This window comes from Klebsiella grimontii, assembly GCF_900200035.1.
Taxonomy (GTDB): domain Bacteria; phylum Pseudomonadota; class Gammaproteobacteria; order Enterobacterales; family Enterobacteriaceae; genus Klebsiella; species Klebsiella grimontii.
The window spans coordinates 1-16,248 of sequence record NZ_FZTC01000034.1 but is presented as its reverse complement, the minus strand read 5'-3'; the positions used below and the strand labels follow the sequence as shown (position 1 = coordinate 16,248).

Sequence of the window (16,248 nt, the reverse complement as noted above, 5' to 3'; positions counted from 1 at the left end):
ATCGCCAACTTTAAATCTGTAAAAGTAGACGTTTGTCGACTTTTCATCTAAAAAGTTGGGGGAAGGGACTAGACAGGACCATTTTTAGGTTATCAAATGGTTAAATAACGTCATATTAAATGTGAATGATTGACCTTATGTATAAAAGGCCAACACGCTTTCCGCTGCGTTAAAGCGCGGCGGACATCCTGGGAGAAGTTATGCATTCCTCTGTTAATAAAAATGAAACTCGGACCTTTTTTGGTCATCCGTACCCGCTTGGTTCGCTGTTTTTCACCGAAATGTGGGAACGGTTCTCGTTTTACGGCATTCGTCCGTTACTGATCCTGTTTATGGCAGCCACCGTTTATGACGGAGGGATGGGGCTGGCGCGCGAGAACGCGTCGGCCATCGTCGGGATCTTTGCCGGGACCATGTATCTTGCCGCGCTGCCGGGCGGCTGGCTGGCGGACAACTGGCTCGGACAACGAAAGGCAGTCTGGTACGGCTCAATTCTGATCGCGCTGGGCCATCTCTCCATCGCCCTGTCGGCGGTGATGGGCGATAGCCTGTTCTTTATCGGCCTGATGTTTATCGTGCTCGGTTCCGGCCTGTTCAAAACCTGTATTTCGGTGATGGTCGGTACCCTGTACAAAAAAGGCGATGCGCGCCGCGACGGCGGCTTCTCGCTGTTTTATATGGGCATCAACATGGGGTCGTTTATCGCCCCGCTGATCTCCGGCTGGCTGATTAAATCTCACGGCTGGCACTGGGGTTTCGGCATCGGCGGCATCGGGATGCTGGTCGCGCTGATTATCTTCCGCGTCTTTGCCGTTCCGGCGATGAAACGCTATGACCGTGAAGTCGGCCTCGATTCCACCTGGAACAGTCCGGTAGTGAAACGAAACGGCGTCGGCGCATGGCTGCTGGCGCTAACGGTGGGCGTGGCGGTTATCATCGCGCTGATTGCCCAGGGCGTTATCGTGATTAACCCGGTGGCGGTCGCCAGCGTGCTGGTCTACGTGATTGCGGCGTCGGTGGTGCTCTATTTTATCTACCTGTTCGTCTTCGCCGGACTGAGCCGCAAAGAGCGCGCCCGCCTGCTGGTATGCTTTATCCTGCTGATCTCCGCCGCCTTTTTCTGGTCGGCGTTTGAGCAGAAACCGACCTCGTTTAACCTGTTCGCTAACGACTATACCAACCGTATGATCGGCTCCTTCGAGATCCCGGCGGTGTGGTTCCAGTCGGTTAACGCCCTGTTTATTATTCTGCTGGCGCCGGTATTTAGCTGGGCGTGGCCTGCGCTGGCGCGCAAAAACGTGCGTCCGAGCAGCATCACCAAGTTTGTTATCGGTATTTTATGCGCGGCGGCGGGCTTTGGCCTGATGATGCTGGCGGCGCAAAACGTCCTGAGCAACAACGGCGCGGGCGTTTCGCCGATGTGGCTGGTGGGCAGTATTCTGATGCTGACGCTGGGCGAGCTGTGCCTCAGCCCGATTGGCCTGGCGACCATGACGCTGCTGGCGCCGGAAAGAATGCGCGGCCAGATGATGGGGCTGTGGTTCTGCGCCAGCGCCTTGGGCAACCTGGCGGCGGGCCTGATTGGCGGTCACGTGAAGGCCGATCAGCTGGATATGCTGCCCGATCTGTTCGCACGCTGCTCCATTGCGCTGCTGATCTGCGCCGCGGTGCTGTGCCTGCTGATTGTTCCGGTTCGCCGGATGCTGGAAAACACCCGTAGCGACAAGCCGCAGGAGCCCGCGGCTAACGCGTAATCCCGCAAAAACCCGGCGCGTTCTGCGCCGGGTTTATCCCTTAACGGTAAACAATACCGCCATCGATCAGAATCGACTGACCGGTAACATAATCGGAATCCGGGCCTGCCAGATAAGAGACCAGGCTTGCCACATCGTCCGGCGTTTCGGCGCGGCCAAGGGCGATACCTTCAACGTATTTTTTATAGGTTTCACCCACCGGCGCACCGGTAATTTCCGCGAAGCGCTTATCGATTTCGGTCCACATCCCGGTTCCCACAATCCCCGGACAGTAGGCGTTAACCGTAATGCCGCGGCTGGCATACTCTTTCGCCGCTGCCTGCGTCAGGGCGCGTACGGCAAATTTGGTGGCGGAATAAACGCCCAGCAGCGCGAAACCATCGTGACCGGCGATAGAGCAGGCGTTGATGATTTTCCCTTTCTGCTGACGGTCGATGAATTTTTTCGCCGCCGCCTGAATGCCCCACAGGGTACCCTGAACGTTGATGCGCATGATGCGGTCTACTTCTTCAGGCGTCACATCGGCCAGCGCCTGAACCTGGGCGATCCCGGCGTTGTTCACGATAATATCAAAGCCGCCGAGCTGTTTTTCCGCTTCATCAATGGCGGCGTACACCTGCGCGCGATCGGCGATGTTAGCGACGAAGGTGGCCGCTTTACGTCCCAGCGCTTCCACTTCGGCGGCGACGGCGGCAATCCCTTCAGGGTTCACGTCGACCAGCATCAGCGACGCGCCGTCTTTGGCCAGACGCAACGCAATACCGCGGCCAATGCCCTGACCGGCGCCGGTTACCAGCGCAACTTTATTTTCGATAGCCATGTCTGTACTCACCTTGTACTGATTAATAAACTAGGGAGGCCCGCGGCCGATGTCGTCGTAGCCGCTGCGGCGAATGGCACTACTCTATCGGGCGCGATAAGCGTGGCCTACCCCCCTGATGGGGGGGATAATGAGCGTACGGACTGGATTAAGGAGTAATCGCAGTATGGCTTTTTTATCCTCGGCGGATGATGCGCTGACAGCGCTTGTTCATCAGGAACCTTTACGCTTCACGGGGACGCTGCCGCTTATCTCCACGCGCTTTACGCCGCCCCGTACGCCGGAAAGCCTGCTGTCGCGGGAGCGCCTGCTGCTGCGCCTCGACGCCGCCGTCTCCCGCCGTTTAACCCTGGTGCGCGCGCCCGCCGGATTTGGCAAAACCACCCTGCTGGCGCAGTGGTACCGGCACCGCCTTCGACAAGGGGATGCGCTGGCCTGGCTGAGCCTTGAAGAGGATGACAACGCGCCGCTGCTGTTTATACGCTATCTGCAGGAGGCGCTGCGGCCATTGTGGCAGGGGTGGAGCCCGTCGTTTCTGCAGCTGCTGCAAGGCGAGCTTCCGGCCGACCTCCCCTTGTTCTTTGCTGAACTCGTTAATCAGCTTAATCAGTGCCCGCATCCGCTGTACCTGATCCTCGACGACTATCAATGTATCAGCGACCCGGCGATTCATCAGGGAATGAGCTGGCTGCTGCACCATGCGCCGCCGGCGCTGCACCTGATTATCGGCAGCCGCAGTCAGCCGCCTTTAGCCCTGAGCCGTCTGCATATGCAGGATCAGCTGCTGGAGGTGTACGACCCCGAGCTGCGCTTTAGCCCCAGCGAAGCCCGCGCCTGGTTCGCCGGCGCGTCGGGGCTGGATCCGCAGGCGATCCCCCGGCTTATCGCGCTCACGGAAGGGTGGATCGCGGGAATGAAAATGGCCGCGCTCTCTGCGGACGCTTCCGCGGCGATGGGCCTCAGCGCCGGCTCACGGTCAATCTCCCGCTATCTGGATGAAGTCATTTTCGCGCCGCTGCCTCCCGAGGTGTTCGACTTCCTTTTGCAGACCTCGATGCTTAATCGCCTGCATCCGGACCTGTGCGACGTCGTCTGCGGCCGCAATAACGCCAGCGCGATGCTGGCGTGGATAGAGCGGCATAACCTGTTTCTTTCCGCGCTGGATGAAAGCGGCCTTTGGTTTCGCTATCACCCGCTGATGCGCGACGCGCTGCTGCACCGCCTGCGGCACAGCGGTGAGATTGATATTCGCCAGCTGCACGACCGCGCCAGCGGCTGGTTCGCCTCACAGCAGCTGTGGGCCGAGGCGATACGCCATGCGCTGGCCGCCGGGAAGTCGGCGGCGAAGGATGCGGAAGCCGGCGCGCAGTCGCTGGCGGAAGAGGGGGATATCGATACCCTGGTGCAGTGGATCCGCTATCTGCCTGCGAATCCTGACCCGTCGCGCATTGCGCTGCAGCTGAACCTGGCCTGGGCGCTAGCCCACCGCTTCCGGTTCAGCGAAGCCCGCCAGCTGCTGGACGCCATTGAGATGCAATCGGCGGCGCATGGCGAGGCGCTGGCCCACAGCGCGTGGGTTAAGCTGCGGGTGGTTCGCGCGATCTGCGAAGCCTTTGCCGACAATATCGACCGCAGTATCGCCATTGTCGAACCGCTGCTGCGCGAGGTGCCCTGCGGCGATATCTGGGTCGATGGTCTGGTGTGCAATATCCTCAGCTACTGCCATCTGGCGGACTCCCGGCCGCAACAGGCGCTGGAGGTGCAGCAGCGGGTATCCGGCGTTAGCCTCGCTAACCGCAACCTGTTCGTGACGGTTTACCGGGCGTTCGTCATGGCGCAGAGCTATCTGCGTCAGGGAAATCTCGCCGAAGCGGAACGCCAGGCGGCACGGGCGCTGCGCTACGCGGAGCGGCACGCCGGCGAGAACGCCAGCAGCGGCGCAACCCTTGCGCCCATCCTGGCGGAGATCGCCTGGGAGCAGGGGAAGGGAGAGCAAGCGCAAAGCCTACTGGTTCCGCGTCTGGAGACCATCGACAGCTTTTGTCCGCCCGATGGCCTTAGCCGCAGCTACATCGTTCTGGCCCGCCAGGCCCGGGAAACGGGGCGGCTGGCGGAGGCCGAATCACTATTACTGCATGCCGAAGGACTGGCGGCCCAGCGCGGCTGGCTGCGGGCGCAGGCGCCGCTGCTGGCGGAGCGGATCGCCGTCGCGCTTCACGCGGGCGACAAACAGGCCGCTGAGGCGCTGCTGCTTCGTCTGCAGAGCCTCAGCCAGACGGAATCCGTCGGCGGATATATCGCCATCGGCCAGAGCCGCCTCCTTATCGCCGCCGGCGAACCGCTGGCCGCCGCGCGGCTGCTGGATATGCTGGCCGGCGTGCGGGAAAGCAGCGGCGAGCGGCTGTTCGCCGTGCGTTTGCGGCTCAGGCAGGCGCTGGCCCTCTGGCGTGCCGGCGAGCGGGAGCTGGCGATGGCTATCTGCCGACCGGCGCTTGCGCGCGCGCTGCATCAGGGGCTATGGCGCAGCCTGCTGGAGGGGAGGGAAGAGATGGCTGCGTTGCTGGCTGAAATACACAAGCGCGGCACGGCGGATGATGCGCTGACCGCCGATATCGCCGTTTTGCTGTCGCGCTTCGCCGCCGCCGGGATCGTGATTGATAGCGCCCGCCCGCAGCCGCTCGCCCTGCGGTTGACCGAACGGGAGCAGCAGACCCTGAGTTTGATTGCCGACGGCTATTCCAATAAGGGCGTCGCGCGCGAGCTGGGTATTTCGGCGGAAACCGTCAAGTGGCACCTTAAGCAGCTGTATGAAAAGCTGCAGGTGAAGGGGCGCATCCAGGCGGTAAACCAGGCGCGCGAATGGCGCCTGTTAGGCTAGCGCAATGGGGCGTTCTCGCTCAGCGCCGGGCCGCGGTAATCGCCGCCCAGCGCTTTAATCAGGGTGATATCGGTGCTGAGCCGCTGGGCCTGGATATCCAGCAGCAAAAGCTGCTGCGCGATAGTCGGGCGACGCGCCTCCTGCGCCGCATAGTAGCTGACCAGCCCGCGCTGATGGTGCGCGCTGGCGCTGCGGGTGGTCACCATCGCCGCCGTCACTTTCTGCTGCTGCAGCGCGGCCTGCTGGTTCAAATCGTTCAGCTGGCTGGAGCTAATCGCCACGTCGCGCACTGCGTCCAGCACCGCCTGGTTGTACTGCTTAATCAGGATATTGCTCGCCGTACGCGTCGATTTCAGGGTGGCGTTTAAGCGCCCGCCGTCAAACAGCGGTAAATAGAGCCCCGGCAGTATGTTGATCTGCTGGAAGGAGGACTTAAACAGGTCGCCGACGCTCAGCGCGTTGTAGCCCCAGAAGGCCTTGATATCAAAGTGCGGGTAAAAGGCCGCTTTTGCCGCGTCCACCTGGCTCATCGAGGCGCTGACGTAGCCGCGCAGGGCCTGGAGATCCGGGCGGCGGGCCAGCAGCTCAAACGAGAGCGAGTCCGGGAGCGTTTCCTGCAGCGCCGGCAGCGCCACCGGGTGGATCTCCGGCATGCTATGCGCATCAGCGCCGATCAGCGCCCGCAGGGTTTCCCGATACTGCGTTATCGTTCCCTGCGCCGTAATCACCTGCTGCTGCGCCGCCAGCAGTTCATCCTGGGCGTTGGCGACATCGACGCTATCCTCGACGCCGCGCGCGGTACGATGCTCATGGGCCTGCACCGAGAGACTGGCGATGGCCTCCAGTTGGTTGAGTAATTCGATTTTCTGGAAGGTTGCCTGCATCGCGAAATAGAGCTGGGCGACGCTGCTGGCGAGATCCAGCTCGATACCGGCGGTCTCCGCCTGGCGGGCGTTCTTTTCGCCAATCGCGGCGGCGACGCGGGCGCGGTCGGCGCCCCATAAATCGATATTCAGCGTTGCCCCGACGCCGACCGTATTCAACGTGTACCAGGGGCCGTTTTTATCCACCGGCAGGGAGAAGGAGTAGGGCCAGGTGAACTGTTTATTGGTCACCCGCAGGCGGTTTTGCGCCGCCACGGCGGTAGCCTGAACGCCCATTGCCGACTGCGCCAGCTCCACCGTGGACTGCGATTGTGAAATACGCAGCCGCGCAGCCTGCATAGTGGGTGAATTCTGCAACGCGCGGTTGACCAGCATATTGAGCTGGGGATCTTGATAGCCTTCCCACCATCGCGCCGTCGGCCAGCCGCTGTTCGCGAGGTGGATCACCTGCGCCAGCTCGGCCTGCTGCGGGTTGACTAGCGGCACCTGGCCGGGATCGTCCTGGATTAACGCGCACCCGGTTAACAGCGTCAGAGCGAAGGCAAGCGCCGAGGTACGCCAGACGCGCGGAGGAGGAGTGATTTTTATCATGAGCGGGTTGCCTGTCGCGGAATAACGGAGGATGCAAAGGGCCACGTTGGCAGCGCTGCCAACGCGTTGACCAGCGGCGCGCCAAACGGATTCGCCGGGTCCGGGAGAAGCGCCTGAGAGCGTTCTGCGGCGGTTTGCTGCGCGTCGATACCGGCGGCGTAGTCCTCAAGTCGCGGGGCGCAGCGGGCTAAAAAGGTATCCCCCGGCGCCGCGTACAGGCGATAGCCTTCACTGAGGCGCAGGATCTCTTCTGCCTGACGAAAACTCGCCCGCGTCGGCCAGTTTTTGGCTTCCGGCCACGGGTGGGCGTAGGTTCCCAGCGGCTCGGCGGACACCCGGTTGATTAAGGTTTCGCTCTCGGTCAGCGCGGCAAAGAGCGGTACCAGTTGAACCTCATCGTCGCGGGCGGCGAGGGTTTGCGCCAGCTGGCGATACAGCTGCGCCAGCCGCGCTTTAAGCTGCGGCACTTCGCTATCCGGCCACAAATAGAGATGAACAATTGAGGAAACCAGCACGCCGAGCAGGATACCGATAACCCTGTCGCGCAGTTCGGTGAGGTTACTGAGCGGGCCAAACCAGCTGAGAAACGCCAGCGCGAAGGTAAAGCCTATCTGGATCCCGGCGTAGGCAATGCGTTCCGAACCTGCAGCAATCCACGCGGATAACGCAAAGACCGGTAGGGTCATTGCCAGCAGGCCGCTCAGCGAATCGGTCCAGGGCTGCACAAAGACGATTAATAGCAGCGCAATCAGCGTGGCCAGCAGCGCGCCGCCGATGCGTAGCCACGTTTTCTGCATGGTGGCGCCCAGGCCCGGCTGGGCGACAATGACGCAGCTCAGCATAATCGTGTGGATGCCCTGCCAGTCGGCGGCGGTATAGAAAACGTAGCAGAGCAGGGTCGCCAGCAGCGTTTTCAGGGCAAAGTGCAGATAGGCTGGATTAGACCACGCGTCCGGCAGAAGCAGCGGCGCTTTTTCCACTTCGCCCTGCGGCAGCGGGATGACTTCGCCGCGCGCCAGCCGCGCCAGCACCTGGGCCATTTCTTGCAAAATGGCGCTGTTGGCGCCGTCGCGCGGGACGGGAAGAGGCTGGAAATCCGCGGCGGTGGAGAGATTATCCGCCAGCGCATTCAGTTCGCAGGCGATGCGCTGGCGCGCGTCGGGATGGTCATGACCCGGCTGTAGCAGCGTGGCCAAATGATAGCAGCGCAGCGCGGCACCCATCAGCGACTGCCAGGTTTGCGGGCTGGCGGCAATCTCCGGCGTGGCGCGCGCGGCCTGCTGATACAGGGATTGCAGCTGGTTAAACTGTCCGGCGAGCGCTTTGAAGGTAGGCTGCTCCTCGCCGGGCTGGGTAAGAGCCCTCGCCGTCTGGCGCAGCATTACCACCAGATGAGCTTTAAACTGATAGCCGGGAAAGGCCTGCTGGAAGCAGGCATTGACCAGCAGCGTCACCACAATGGCGGTATTGATCGCCACCCATAGCCACAGCAGCAGGCGTACCAGAATTTCGCTCTGGCTGGTCATCGACGGGAAGGTCTGGGCGTAGATAACCGCCAGCGCTACCACGAAAAACGCCAGCCCCAGCTTACCCAGCACCCGCATCAGGTAAATCGCGCAGAAAAACAGGGCTACCGAAGCGACCAGACGGATCAGCGGGTAGTCGTAGGTCCACTTGATAATCAGCAGAACGCCGCCGAGCGCGACGCTGACGGTGAGCACGAAAACCACGCTGACCAGCTTAATCATCAGCACGTTAGGCTGGCTGACGTAAAACACCACGATCAGCGCCACGGCGAGGAAGGGAATATGCAGCGTCATAAACAGCACGATCAGCACCGCGCAGCTGAGCGTCAGGCGCAGGGTGTAGTTCGCCCGCCCCGGCGCATCGCGGAGTTCACGGGTGAGAAATGGCCACAGGCTCTGCATCCCGTCTCCTTATTGCGGCTGGAGAACGGCGCTGGCGGAGGCGCCCATACGGAACAGGGCCGGGTCGGGGTCTTTGACGGCGATTTTGACCGGGAAGCGCTGGGAGACGTGGACCCAGTTGATACTCTTCTGGATGACCGGCAGGCCCTCGATGACGCTGCCGCCGTCGGGCAGAACGCCGGTGCCGACCGAGTCGACCACGCCCTCGAAGGTGCGGCCGTGGTTGGTCATGACGGTGATTCTGGCCGGAACGCCGGGCCGCACGTTCTGCAAGTCGGTTTCGCGGAAGTTCGCCACCACGTACCAGTGGTCGTCATCCAGCAGGGTAAAGACCGGCTTAAGGGCGGAGGCGTACTGGCCGATCGTCGTTTTCAGCGCTACCACCACGCCGTTAAACGGCGCGCGGACTTCGGTAAATTCGAGATGCAGCTCGGCCAGCGCAATCTGCGCGAGGATCCCCGCCCGCTGCGCCACCATGGCATCAACGCCGGTCACGGCGGCGGAAGCCTGTTTCGCCTGCAACAGGGTGGCCTCCAGTTCGGCGCGCGCCGCTTTTTCGGCCGTTCGCGCCTGATCAAGATCTTCTTGTGAGGCAAACCCTTGCGGCACCAGCGGTTCAAGACGAATGCGTGAAGAGGTGGTCTGCTTAACCAGCGCTTTAGCGCGTTCAACGGCGGCGCTGACCGACTGCGCGTTGTACTCCTGCGCTTTGATCGTGCGCTGGGTCAGCATAATCTGCGCATCAAGCGTGGTCAGCCGCGCCTTGGCATCATCAAGCATCGCCTGGTAGGGACGCGGGTCGATGCGGAACAGTAGATCGCCTTTTTTCACCCGCTGATTGTCGCGAATCGGCATCTCGACGATCCGCCCGCTCACTTCCGGCACCACGTCGATGGTGTCGGCATACACGTAGGCATCGTTGGTTTCCGGCGAGGTTTGCAGCTGCCAGATAACCACAATCAGCGCCACGATAGCGGCGAGAACGAGCGCCAGCAGGGGCCATTTTTTGCGGATAACGCTTGAGCGGGATTGAGTCATAGGTATCTAGTTTACGAAGAACAGGAACCACAGAATCGTGGCGAACAGGAACATCAGCGCCAGATAGCTGAAGACCAGCGGAGAAAATCGCGACTGCCATCCTTGACGCACAATCAGGATATGGCAGGGAATAAGTAATAGCGAGGCGCCTAATAAGCAGAAGAACCAGCCTGGAAAGGCGGCGCCTAATACCGGAATCGCTGGGGATAATGAGCAGCCGGTGAGCGTAAATAGCGAGAATAAGAGCGAAGGGCGCGCCAGCTTTACAATGCGATTCAAGACTAAATACCTGAGTGCTCGGGTTAGGATGGAATGAGTTTAATCTCACTGCCGGGGAAATTAAAGATGGATATAACAGAAGTGTCCGTATTTTATCGGCAATCAGAACATTTTCTTTGGCTAAAGAGTGCATAGAAAATCATTCATTCTGCATTAACGGCGTGCGGCTACCGAAATAAAATTTCACCCGTCGCCGATAGTCAGCGGTTGTTGGCAGGGCTATGCTTAAAGACAAAGCTATAAAAAATAGTCAGAACTGAGGCAATGTCATGGATAAAGAACTACTGGACGCGGGCTATCGCGCCTATACCGGCGAGAAGATCGATGTCTACTTTAACACCGATATCTGTCAGCACTCGGGCAACTGCGTGCGCGGCAGCGCGAAGCTTTTCAACCTGAAACGCAAACCGTGGATCGTCCCCGATGAAGTGGACGTGGCCACGGTGGTTAAGGTTATTGATACCTGCCCGAGCGGCGCACTGAAGTATCGCCAAAAATAAGCGAGGAAACGATGGAAATACTGGAAGGTCATAATAAGTTTTACGTCAATGACGCCGACGGGAATCAGGTGGCGGAAATTGTTTTTGTGCCCACGGGCGAGCACCTCAGCATTATTGAGCATACCGATGTCGACCCCAGCCTGAAAGGCCAGGGAGTAGGGAAAAAGCTGGTGGCGAAAGTGGTGGAAAAAATGCGCGGCGAGCAGCGTAAAATTATTCCACTATGCCCGTTTGCCAAACATGAATTTGATAATACCCGCGAGTACGACGATATCCGCGCCTGAAATAAATGCGCCAGCGCGCTGGCGCAACTATTTTAGCCTGGTGCGGCTGGCGACGTATTCTGGCGATTTTTCATTCGTCGATAAGGCTCAGATTGCGACCGGATAAAAGCTGGTGGATAAGGTCACTGACGTTTTCCCGCTCCACCGGCGGCGAGATGAGATAACCCTGAAAACGATCGATTCCCAGCGCTTTCAGTCGGTTGAATTTATCCAGGCTGTCCACGCCTTCGGCAACACAGCGGCTACCGGTTAGCTGGCAGTAGTAAAGCAGGCTTTTGATCAGAGCCAGGGCGTGAGGATCGCGCTGCATATCGTTGACGATGCTCATATCCAGCTTATAGGCGCTGAAGCTGACCGATCTCACCGGAAACATGACGCTACTTTGTGAAAAGCAGTCATCGAGCATAATGGCAAAGCCCTGCTTGCGTAGCCGGGAAATATTGTCGGCAATTTTACTCTGCAGGTTGAGGTCCAGGGTTTCAGCAAATTCCAGTACCAGCCTCGAGGACAGATGGGGCTCGCGCAGCTGCTGGCGCGCGGTCTCCAGCATGCGGATCAGGTTGTCATTGCTGGCGATAGCGGCGGGAATATTGACTGAGAAATAAAACTCACCTGGATGTAAATTGATATTCTCCACGGCCTCGCGAAGCACAAAGGCCGTCAACACCAGCCAGGCGTACGCGGAACGTATCTGCGGTAAAAACTCGCCGGGAAGCAGAACCTGTCCTTTTTGCCGCCAGCGAGAGAGGATCTCTAACCCTTTTAGCCGCATCCGATCGTCAGTGATGGGCTGGAAAACCGGGAAAATTTGCCGACAGTGAATCGCGTGGACAAATTCGCGCTCAAAGGCGGAAAGCGCGGCATCCGGCTGGCTCTTCTGCCCTTTTGTCTGGCTCCCGGGGAAACGGGTTGCCAGCTGAGGATAATGTTCCACCATTTTTTTCAGTCCTGCGGTTCGCTGGTTATAAAGCGTTTTGTGACTAATGCCGCGGCGCTTTGCCTGGGCGTTGACGCTGTATCCGCTGAGTAGACCGAGAATGGCATTGAGCTCCGGCCGGGTGAGCCCGCCAGGGCGCTTTCCGCCGAGGCGTATCTCTTCGTCGGCAAGCTGCTTAAGCGAAGGATATCTTTGCAGAATGTAGTCCTGGAGCACTGCGGTCAGGCTGGGGACGGGCAGGTCCGAGGCGGCGGATCGCACTTCAGAAAGTAAATGGTGATCGATGACCTGATGCAGCAGCGTATGCCACAGCCAACTGGCCGGGCTGCGGCTAAGGATCAGCATCGGCAGCGGCGTTGCCGAATGTTCGAGAAACGCAGCGGCTTGCTGTAGGGTGGCGAGCAGCCTGGCCGGGGTTTCCGGCAGAAAAACGATGATGCGGCGAATGTCCGCGTCGCCGGGAAGCGTCGTCGCATCCGACGGCAGCACAACGGGCTGCATGCTGTTGGCCATCATCACTTTGACTAATCCATCGGCGACCAGCGAGCAGGGCGAAAGAATATAGTCCATTCCCGTTCTATCACGCGCCGCTGGCGCGTTACTGGTAAACAAAGGTCACCCCAATAATGGATTGCACGTTGCCCGCGGTGACCTGGCCGCTGGTACGCGCATAGGTTGCGGTGAGTCCCAGGTTGACCGCGGAGGTGCCCACGGTTCCCATGGAGACGGTACTGTTTGAACGCAGGATGGTGCCATTGCGCAGTAGCTGAACGCCAATGCCCTGAGCCGGTGAGGCGGAGGAGGTATTGGTGAAAACGGTGTTGGCGCTATCCGCCGTGGTGCCGGAGAGGTAAAAACCTATCTTTTGATTTTGCCCGCAGCGTACCGTGAGCGGAACAGCGGTCGAACCCGGGTACTCAGGCAGCGTTACCGTGACGTTGCGAGCGGAAACATCGCAGCCGCCCGTCGGGATGATCACGCTATTGTTGGCATAGATGTTCCAGGTAAATTTTGAGGTACGAACGTTACCGCCGCCGTTGATATCGGAGCCCACCTGATACATCACCAGCGTAGCGATATGCGAGCCGGCGCTTATCGCCAGTCCGGAGGCGGTGGATATTGGCGTCAGGTAGAGCTGGGTATTCCAGCTCGTGTAGTTACCGGAAGTAAAGTTGTGGCTGGCAGTTGGGGAATTTAGCGGGAAACTGTAGCTAACCCCGTAATATTTTAAAGAGCCCGTGAAGTTGGTAAGCAGGCCGCTATAGGCCGATCCCTGTAGCATGCTTACCATGTCGTTGCGCCTGTCCGGTGCGTCATTTTTACAATAAATCGAACTGGATAAGTCGACGACCAGGTTCTGCCCGGCCCCGAGGCTTGGCTGCAGGTTAACGTAGACGTTGGATACTTTTCCGCCGGAATCGCTATTTAATATGGTGCCGGTGGAGTCGTAGCAGGTATAAGCTCTGACGCTGGTGGAAAAGCCCGCTAACACAATCGCTAGCCACAGCGCCTTGACCAGCGCCATACGACATCTAAGGGGGGCGGTAATCCGCTGATTCATAACGTTCTCCTGCCTTATAGCCAGGTGTAGGTGACGTTAATCACCGCCTGGATTGTTCCTTGCGTTGGCCCGCCGTTAACCGTCAGCGCCCTGACGCGCAATGGAAAGCGGGTGGATTGCGTGGCATCGTTGACGGCCACCGTTTTGCTTGTGCCGTTGTTAAACCGGGCTCCGCTGGTGTCCTGCAACTCCAGCTGGAGGTTGCCCGCCGTTCCCTGATTTTTGTAGTAGCCCGTGCTGTCCGCCGTTCCGCTGAAGGTGGCGGTGACCCGCGAGGTGCCGACCGGACAGTTGCTGAGATCGAGGGTGACGTCATGCCAGCCTGATGCCGAGCCGGGTGAAAGCATGTTAAAGGTGTATAAATCACCGAGGTCAACGGTGGCCTTCGGGGTGGTGATGGTGCAGGGTTTGGCCACCACTTTACCGTTAACGGTAATGGTCACGTCGGCGGCGCGGGGGGCGCTGGCGAAGGCCATCATTACCGCCAGCAGCCAGGGTGCATGAGTCCATTTCATTTCAGCCTCCGGTTACTGAAATTCAAGCGTGAAGGTTGCGGTGGCATTAACGTGTCCTGCTGTAATCGGGACGCGCGCGGCCATCAGCCGGGCGTAAAAGTTCAGGGTGTTGGTCTGCCCGGGTTTCAGCGTGGTCCACGCGATGTTTGACGAGGGGGCGTTGAGCAGCAGGGGGGCCCGGCTGCCGTTAAGGATCTGCACGCCGATGCCGGACGCTGCCGATACGCCGCTGTCCAGCTTAAGCAGGCTGGTGTTGTCGCTATCCGCTATGCCGGTAAAGCCGACTTTAACCGCGGTGACGGAGCCGCCGCAGGGCGACAGCACGATGCGAAACGGCACCAGCGGCGTGGTCGTGCCGACGGCATTAAACTGTCTGGCGGCGTTATTCATCAGATCGACGGTAAAATCTTTTGACTCACCTGCGACGGCGCAGGTGTTATCCCTGACATATCCGCTAATCGTGATGGTGCTATCGGCGGCAGGAGTGCTGAAGGAGACCAGAGAGAGTATGGCGCCCAGCAGATACAGGTTTTTTCTCATCATCATGGTTTCCTTAGCGGCACGCTGCCGACAGCTGGCTTAACGCCTGGTTCTGGCTTTCCGGCGGCAGACGGTAGTCGGCTTCACAGCTGGCATCGGGCCCGTCTCCCCACTTCGCGCGCACCTTGCCCGCCATCGGCATTCCGCTCAGATAGACCTGACCGTTATCGGCGACGATGCTGCTATTCTGGCTATCGACAGCGGCGGCTATGGCGCCAAAAGGAACCGGTTTACCGTTGTGGGTCAGCGTCATCAGCAGTTTCATGCCGACGCTGGCCTTAAATTCAGCGCGCGCAATCGCCCCGTGGGTGGGCACAATACTGACCACCGCATCATCAAGGTCGACGTTGTTGGCCAGCGTATTGGTGTTCAGCGCCACCCGGTTTTCCCGGTATTCGGTGGCGTAGGGCAGAACGGCGTAGCCGCGCCAGTCGGTCCGTACCCCGGTCTGGTTTTCTACCTTCACGCCATCCGCTCCGGGGGCTTTGATCAGCACCACCGTGTCGTTCATCGGCTGGCTCAGGGTGATGCCATCAGCGTGGGCCAGCACGCCGCCGCTCAGGCCGTAGTAGAGCTGTTTGATACCGTCGCTGCGGCTGTAGCCGACGTTGGCGTTACCGTAGCCGCCGCGGTAATTCAGCGCCGCGTATCCGGTGCCGCCGCTGTTGCCATCGCCGCCGCCGGCGTAGCCGGTCTGTACGCTGTAGCTCAGGTTGTTGTCCTCCAGCAGCGTGCCGTACAGCCCCGCCATGCTGGTGGTCCTGCCGTTCAGATCGTTGGACATGCTGTAGCTGGCGTTTCCGTTTCTCCAGGCGGAGGTGCTGTCGGAGCGCATCCAGTGGCTGAACGGGATACTGATGTTGAGCGCCAGCATCTGGTCACGACCCTGCTGCCAGGCGTTTTTGGTCAGGCTGTAGCTCAGGGTCCAGTTGATATCGTCGACGGCGGCGTTAAGCCCGGCCTGGAGCTGCTGGTCGGCGCTGTTGGTTCCCCAGTAGGTCTGGTGGCTGCCGCTCAGGTAAAGCGTGGCGGTACGCCCCAACTGCTGGGTAACGCTGAGCTGTACTTTGCCGCGCTTGTTGTACGCGAGGTTGTAGTAATCGGTGAACTTCGGCTTCATCTGCATCACACCGTCCTGGGTCTCGACGTTGTAGCCGCTCATCCGGCTGTAGGTGGTGTCGGCGAAGCTGAAATAGCCGCGCGTCGAGTAGCGGTAGCCCACCAGTTGAATATTGGTGCCGGTATCCGTCAGCGACTTGTTATAGAGGAAACGTACCGACTGCCCCTGACGCTCGCTGTCATCGGGCAGGGTGGCGTTGGCCTGGGTGATATCCAGCGACAGCGCCCCCAATTGGCCCAGATTTTTGCCGACGCCGAGGTTAAAGGCGCGGTAGCGGTCCGCCAGCTGGGTGCCGCCGTACAGCGTCCAGCCCCCCGGGAGACCACGCATTACGGTGCTTTGGAAGAACTTTGGTTTGTCCTGCCGATCGTTACCGCTGCGGTACTCCCCGGCGGTGACGGCATAGCGGGTATGGCCCTCGCGCTGGAGCACAGGAACGGACGAGTAAGGGACGGTGAAGACCTGGCTGCTGCTGTCGGCCTCTTTGATGGTCACCTGCAGATCGCCGCCATTGCCGGCGGAGTAGAGATCGTTGATGGTGAACGGGCCGGGCGGCACCGTGCTCTGGTAAATCTCATAGCCGTTCTGCTTCACCGATACCTGAGCGGTGCCGCGGGCA

The 16,248-nt window shown here is 60.0% G+C and carries 14 protein-coding genes; 4 read left to right on the top strand and 10 right to left on the bottom strand.

All coding sequences use genetic code 11. From position 1 onward, the window contains the following. Positions 1-200: 200 nt before the first annotated feature. Positions 201-1,754 (top strand): peptide MFS transporter, encoded by a 1,554-nt coding sequence (locus KOSB73_RS25580; RefSeq protein WP_049131314.1) that lies wholly within the window; start codon positions 201-203, stop codon positions 1,752-1,754. A gap of 40 nt (positions 1,755-1,794) precedes the next feature. Here the strand turns inward: KOSB73_RS25580 and KOSB73_RS25575 are convergent, their stop codons facing one another. Then, the gene (locus KOSB73_RS25575) at positions 1,795-2,574 is read right to left on the bottom strand and encodes an acetoin reductase (RefSeq protein WP_004134509.1); all 780 of its coding nucleotides are present in this window, start codon (positions 2,572-2,574) and stop codon (positions 1,795-1,797) included. Positions 2,575-2,740: 166 nt separating this feature from the next. Between KOSB73_RS25575 and KOSB73_RS25570 the strand changes: the two genes are divergently transcribed. Continuing rightward, positions 2,741-5,452 carry a winged helix-turn-helix domain-containing protein gene (locus tag KOSB73_RS25570; RefSeq protein ID WP_098141175.1) on the top strand — a complete coding sequence of 904 codons (2,712 nt, stop codon included), beginning with the start codon at positions 2,741-2,743 and terminating at the stop codon, positions 5,450-5,452. On the opposite strand, the gene KOSB73_RS25565 is transcribed toward KOSB73_RS25570, so the two are convergent. From KOSB73_RS25565 to KOSB73_RS25550, 4 genes are read right to left on the bottom strand one after another with little or no spacing between them, the layout of a single operon-like run. Next, positions 5,449-6,927 (bottom strand): MdtP family multidrug efflux transporter outer membrane subunit, encoded by a 1,479-nt coding sequence (locus tag KOSB73_RS25565; RefSeq protein WP_024358579.1) that lies wholly within the window; start codon positions 6,925-6,927, stop codon positions 5,449-5,451. The two genes, KOSB73_RS25570 and KOSB73_RS25565, sit on opposite strands and share 4 nt — an antisense overlap. After that, on the bottom strand, positions 6,924-8,855 hold the full coding sequence (locus KOSB73_RS25560) for an FUSC family protein (RefSeq protein ID WP_098141173.1): 1,932 nt from the start codon (positions 8,853-8,855) through the stop codon (positions 6,924-6,926). The genes KOSB73_RS25565 and KOSB73_RS25560 overlap by 4 nt, the downstream gene beginning before the upstream one ends. Positions 8,856-8,864: 9 nt before the next feature. Beyond that, positions 8,865-9,893 (bottom strand): multidrug transporter subunit MdtN, encoded by a 1,029-nt coding sequence (gene mdtN / locus KOSB73_RS25555; protein WP_004134521.1) that lies wholly within the window; start codon positions 9,891-9,893, stop codon positions 8,865-8,867. A gap of 6 nt (positions 9,894-9,899) precedes the next feature. After that, complete coding sequence (locus KOSB73_RS25550) at positions 9,900-10,172, bottom strand: YtcA family lipoprotein (RefSeq protein ID WP_004134523.1); 273 nt, start codon at positions 10,170-10,172, stop codon at positions 9,900-9,902. A 269-nt stretch (positions 10,173-10,441) separates the two neighbouring features. Here KOSB73_RS25550 and yjdI point away from each other — a divergent pair, with 269 nt between their 5' ends. Together yjdI and KOSB73_RS25540 are read left to right on the top strand one after the other, a co-directional pair. Further along, on the top strand, positions 10,442-10,672 hold the full coding sequence (gene yjdI / locus KOSB73_RS25545; protein WP_024358576.1) for a 4Fe-4S mono-cluster protein YjdI: 231 nt from the start codon (positions 10,442-10,444) through the stop codon (positions 10,670-10,672). 11 nt (positions 10,673-10,683) lie between these two features. Further along, a complete protein-coding gene (locus tag KOSB73_RS25540; RefSeq protein WP_004124777.1) occupies positions 10,684-10,956 on the top strand; it encodes a GNAT family N-acetyltransferase in 273 nt (90 codons plus the stop codon). Positions 10,957-11,026: 70 nt separating this feature from the next. Here the strand turns inward: KOSB73_RS25540 and KOSB73_RS25535 are convergent, their stop codons facing one another. The 5 genes from KOSB73_RS25535 to KOSB73_RS25515 form a co-directional block, all read right to left on the bottom strand. Next, on the bottom strand, positions 11,027-12,463 hold the full coding sequence (locus KOSB73_RS25535; RefSeq protein ID WP_064411325.1) for an EAL domain-containing protein: 1,437 nt from the start codon (positions 12,461-12,463) through the stop codon (positions 11,027-11,029). Positions 12,464-12,491: 28 nt separating this feature from the next. Next, a complete protein-coding gene (locus KOSB73_RS25530) occupies positions 12,492-13,454 on the bottom strand; it encodes a fimbrial protein (protein WP_077259152.1) in 963 nt (320 codons plus the stop codon). A gap of 14 nt (positions 13,455-13,468) precedes the next feature. Then, positions 13,469-13,969 carry a type 1 fimbrial minor subunit FimG gene (gene fimG / locus KOSB73_RS25525; protein WP_064411324.1) on the bottom strand — a complete coding sequence of 167 codons (501 nt, stop codon included), beginning with the start codon at positions 13,967-13,969 and terminating at the stop codon, positions 13,469-13,471. Positions 13,970-13,981: 12 nt separating this feature from the next. Further along, complete coding sequence (gene fimF / locus KOSB73_RS25520) at positions 13,982-14,512, bottom strand: type 1 fimbrial adaptor subunit FimF (RefSeq protein ID WP_064411323.1); 531 nt, start codon at positions 14,510-14,512, stop codon at positions 13,982-13,984. A 10-nt stretch (positions 14,513-14,522) separates the two neighbouring features. Beyond that, positions 14,523-16,248, bottom strand: a 1,726-nt coding sequence (locus KOSB73_RS25515) for a fimbria/pilus outer membrane usher protein (protein WP_098141171.1), incomplete at its 5' end; no start/stop codon positions are given.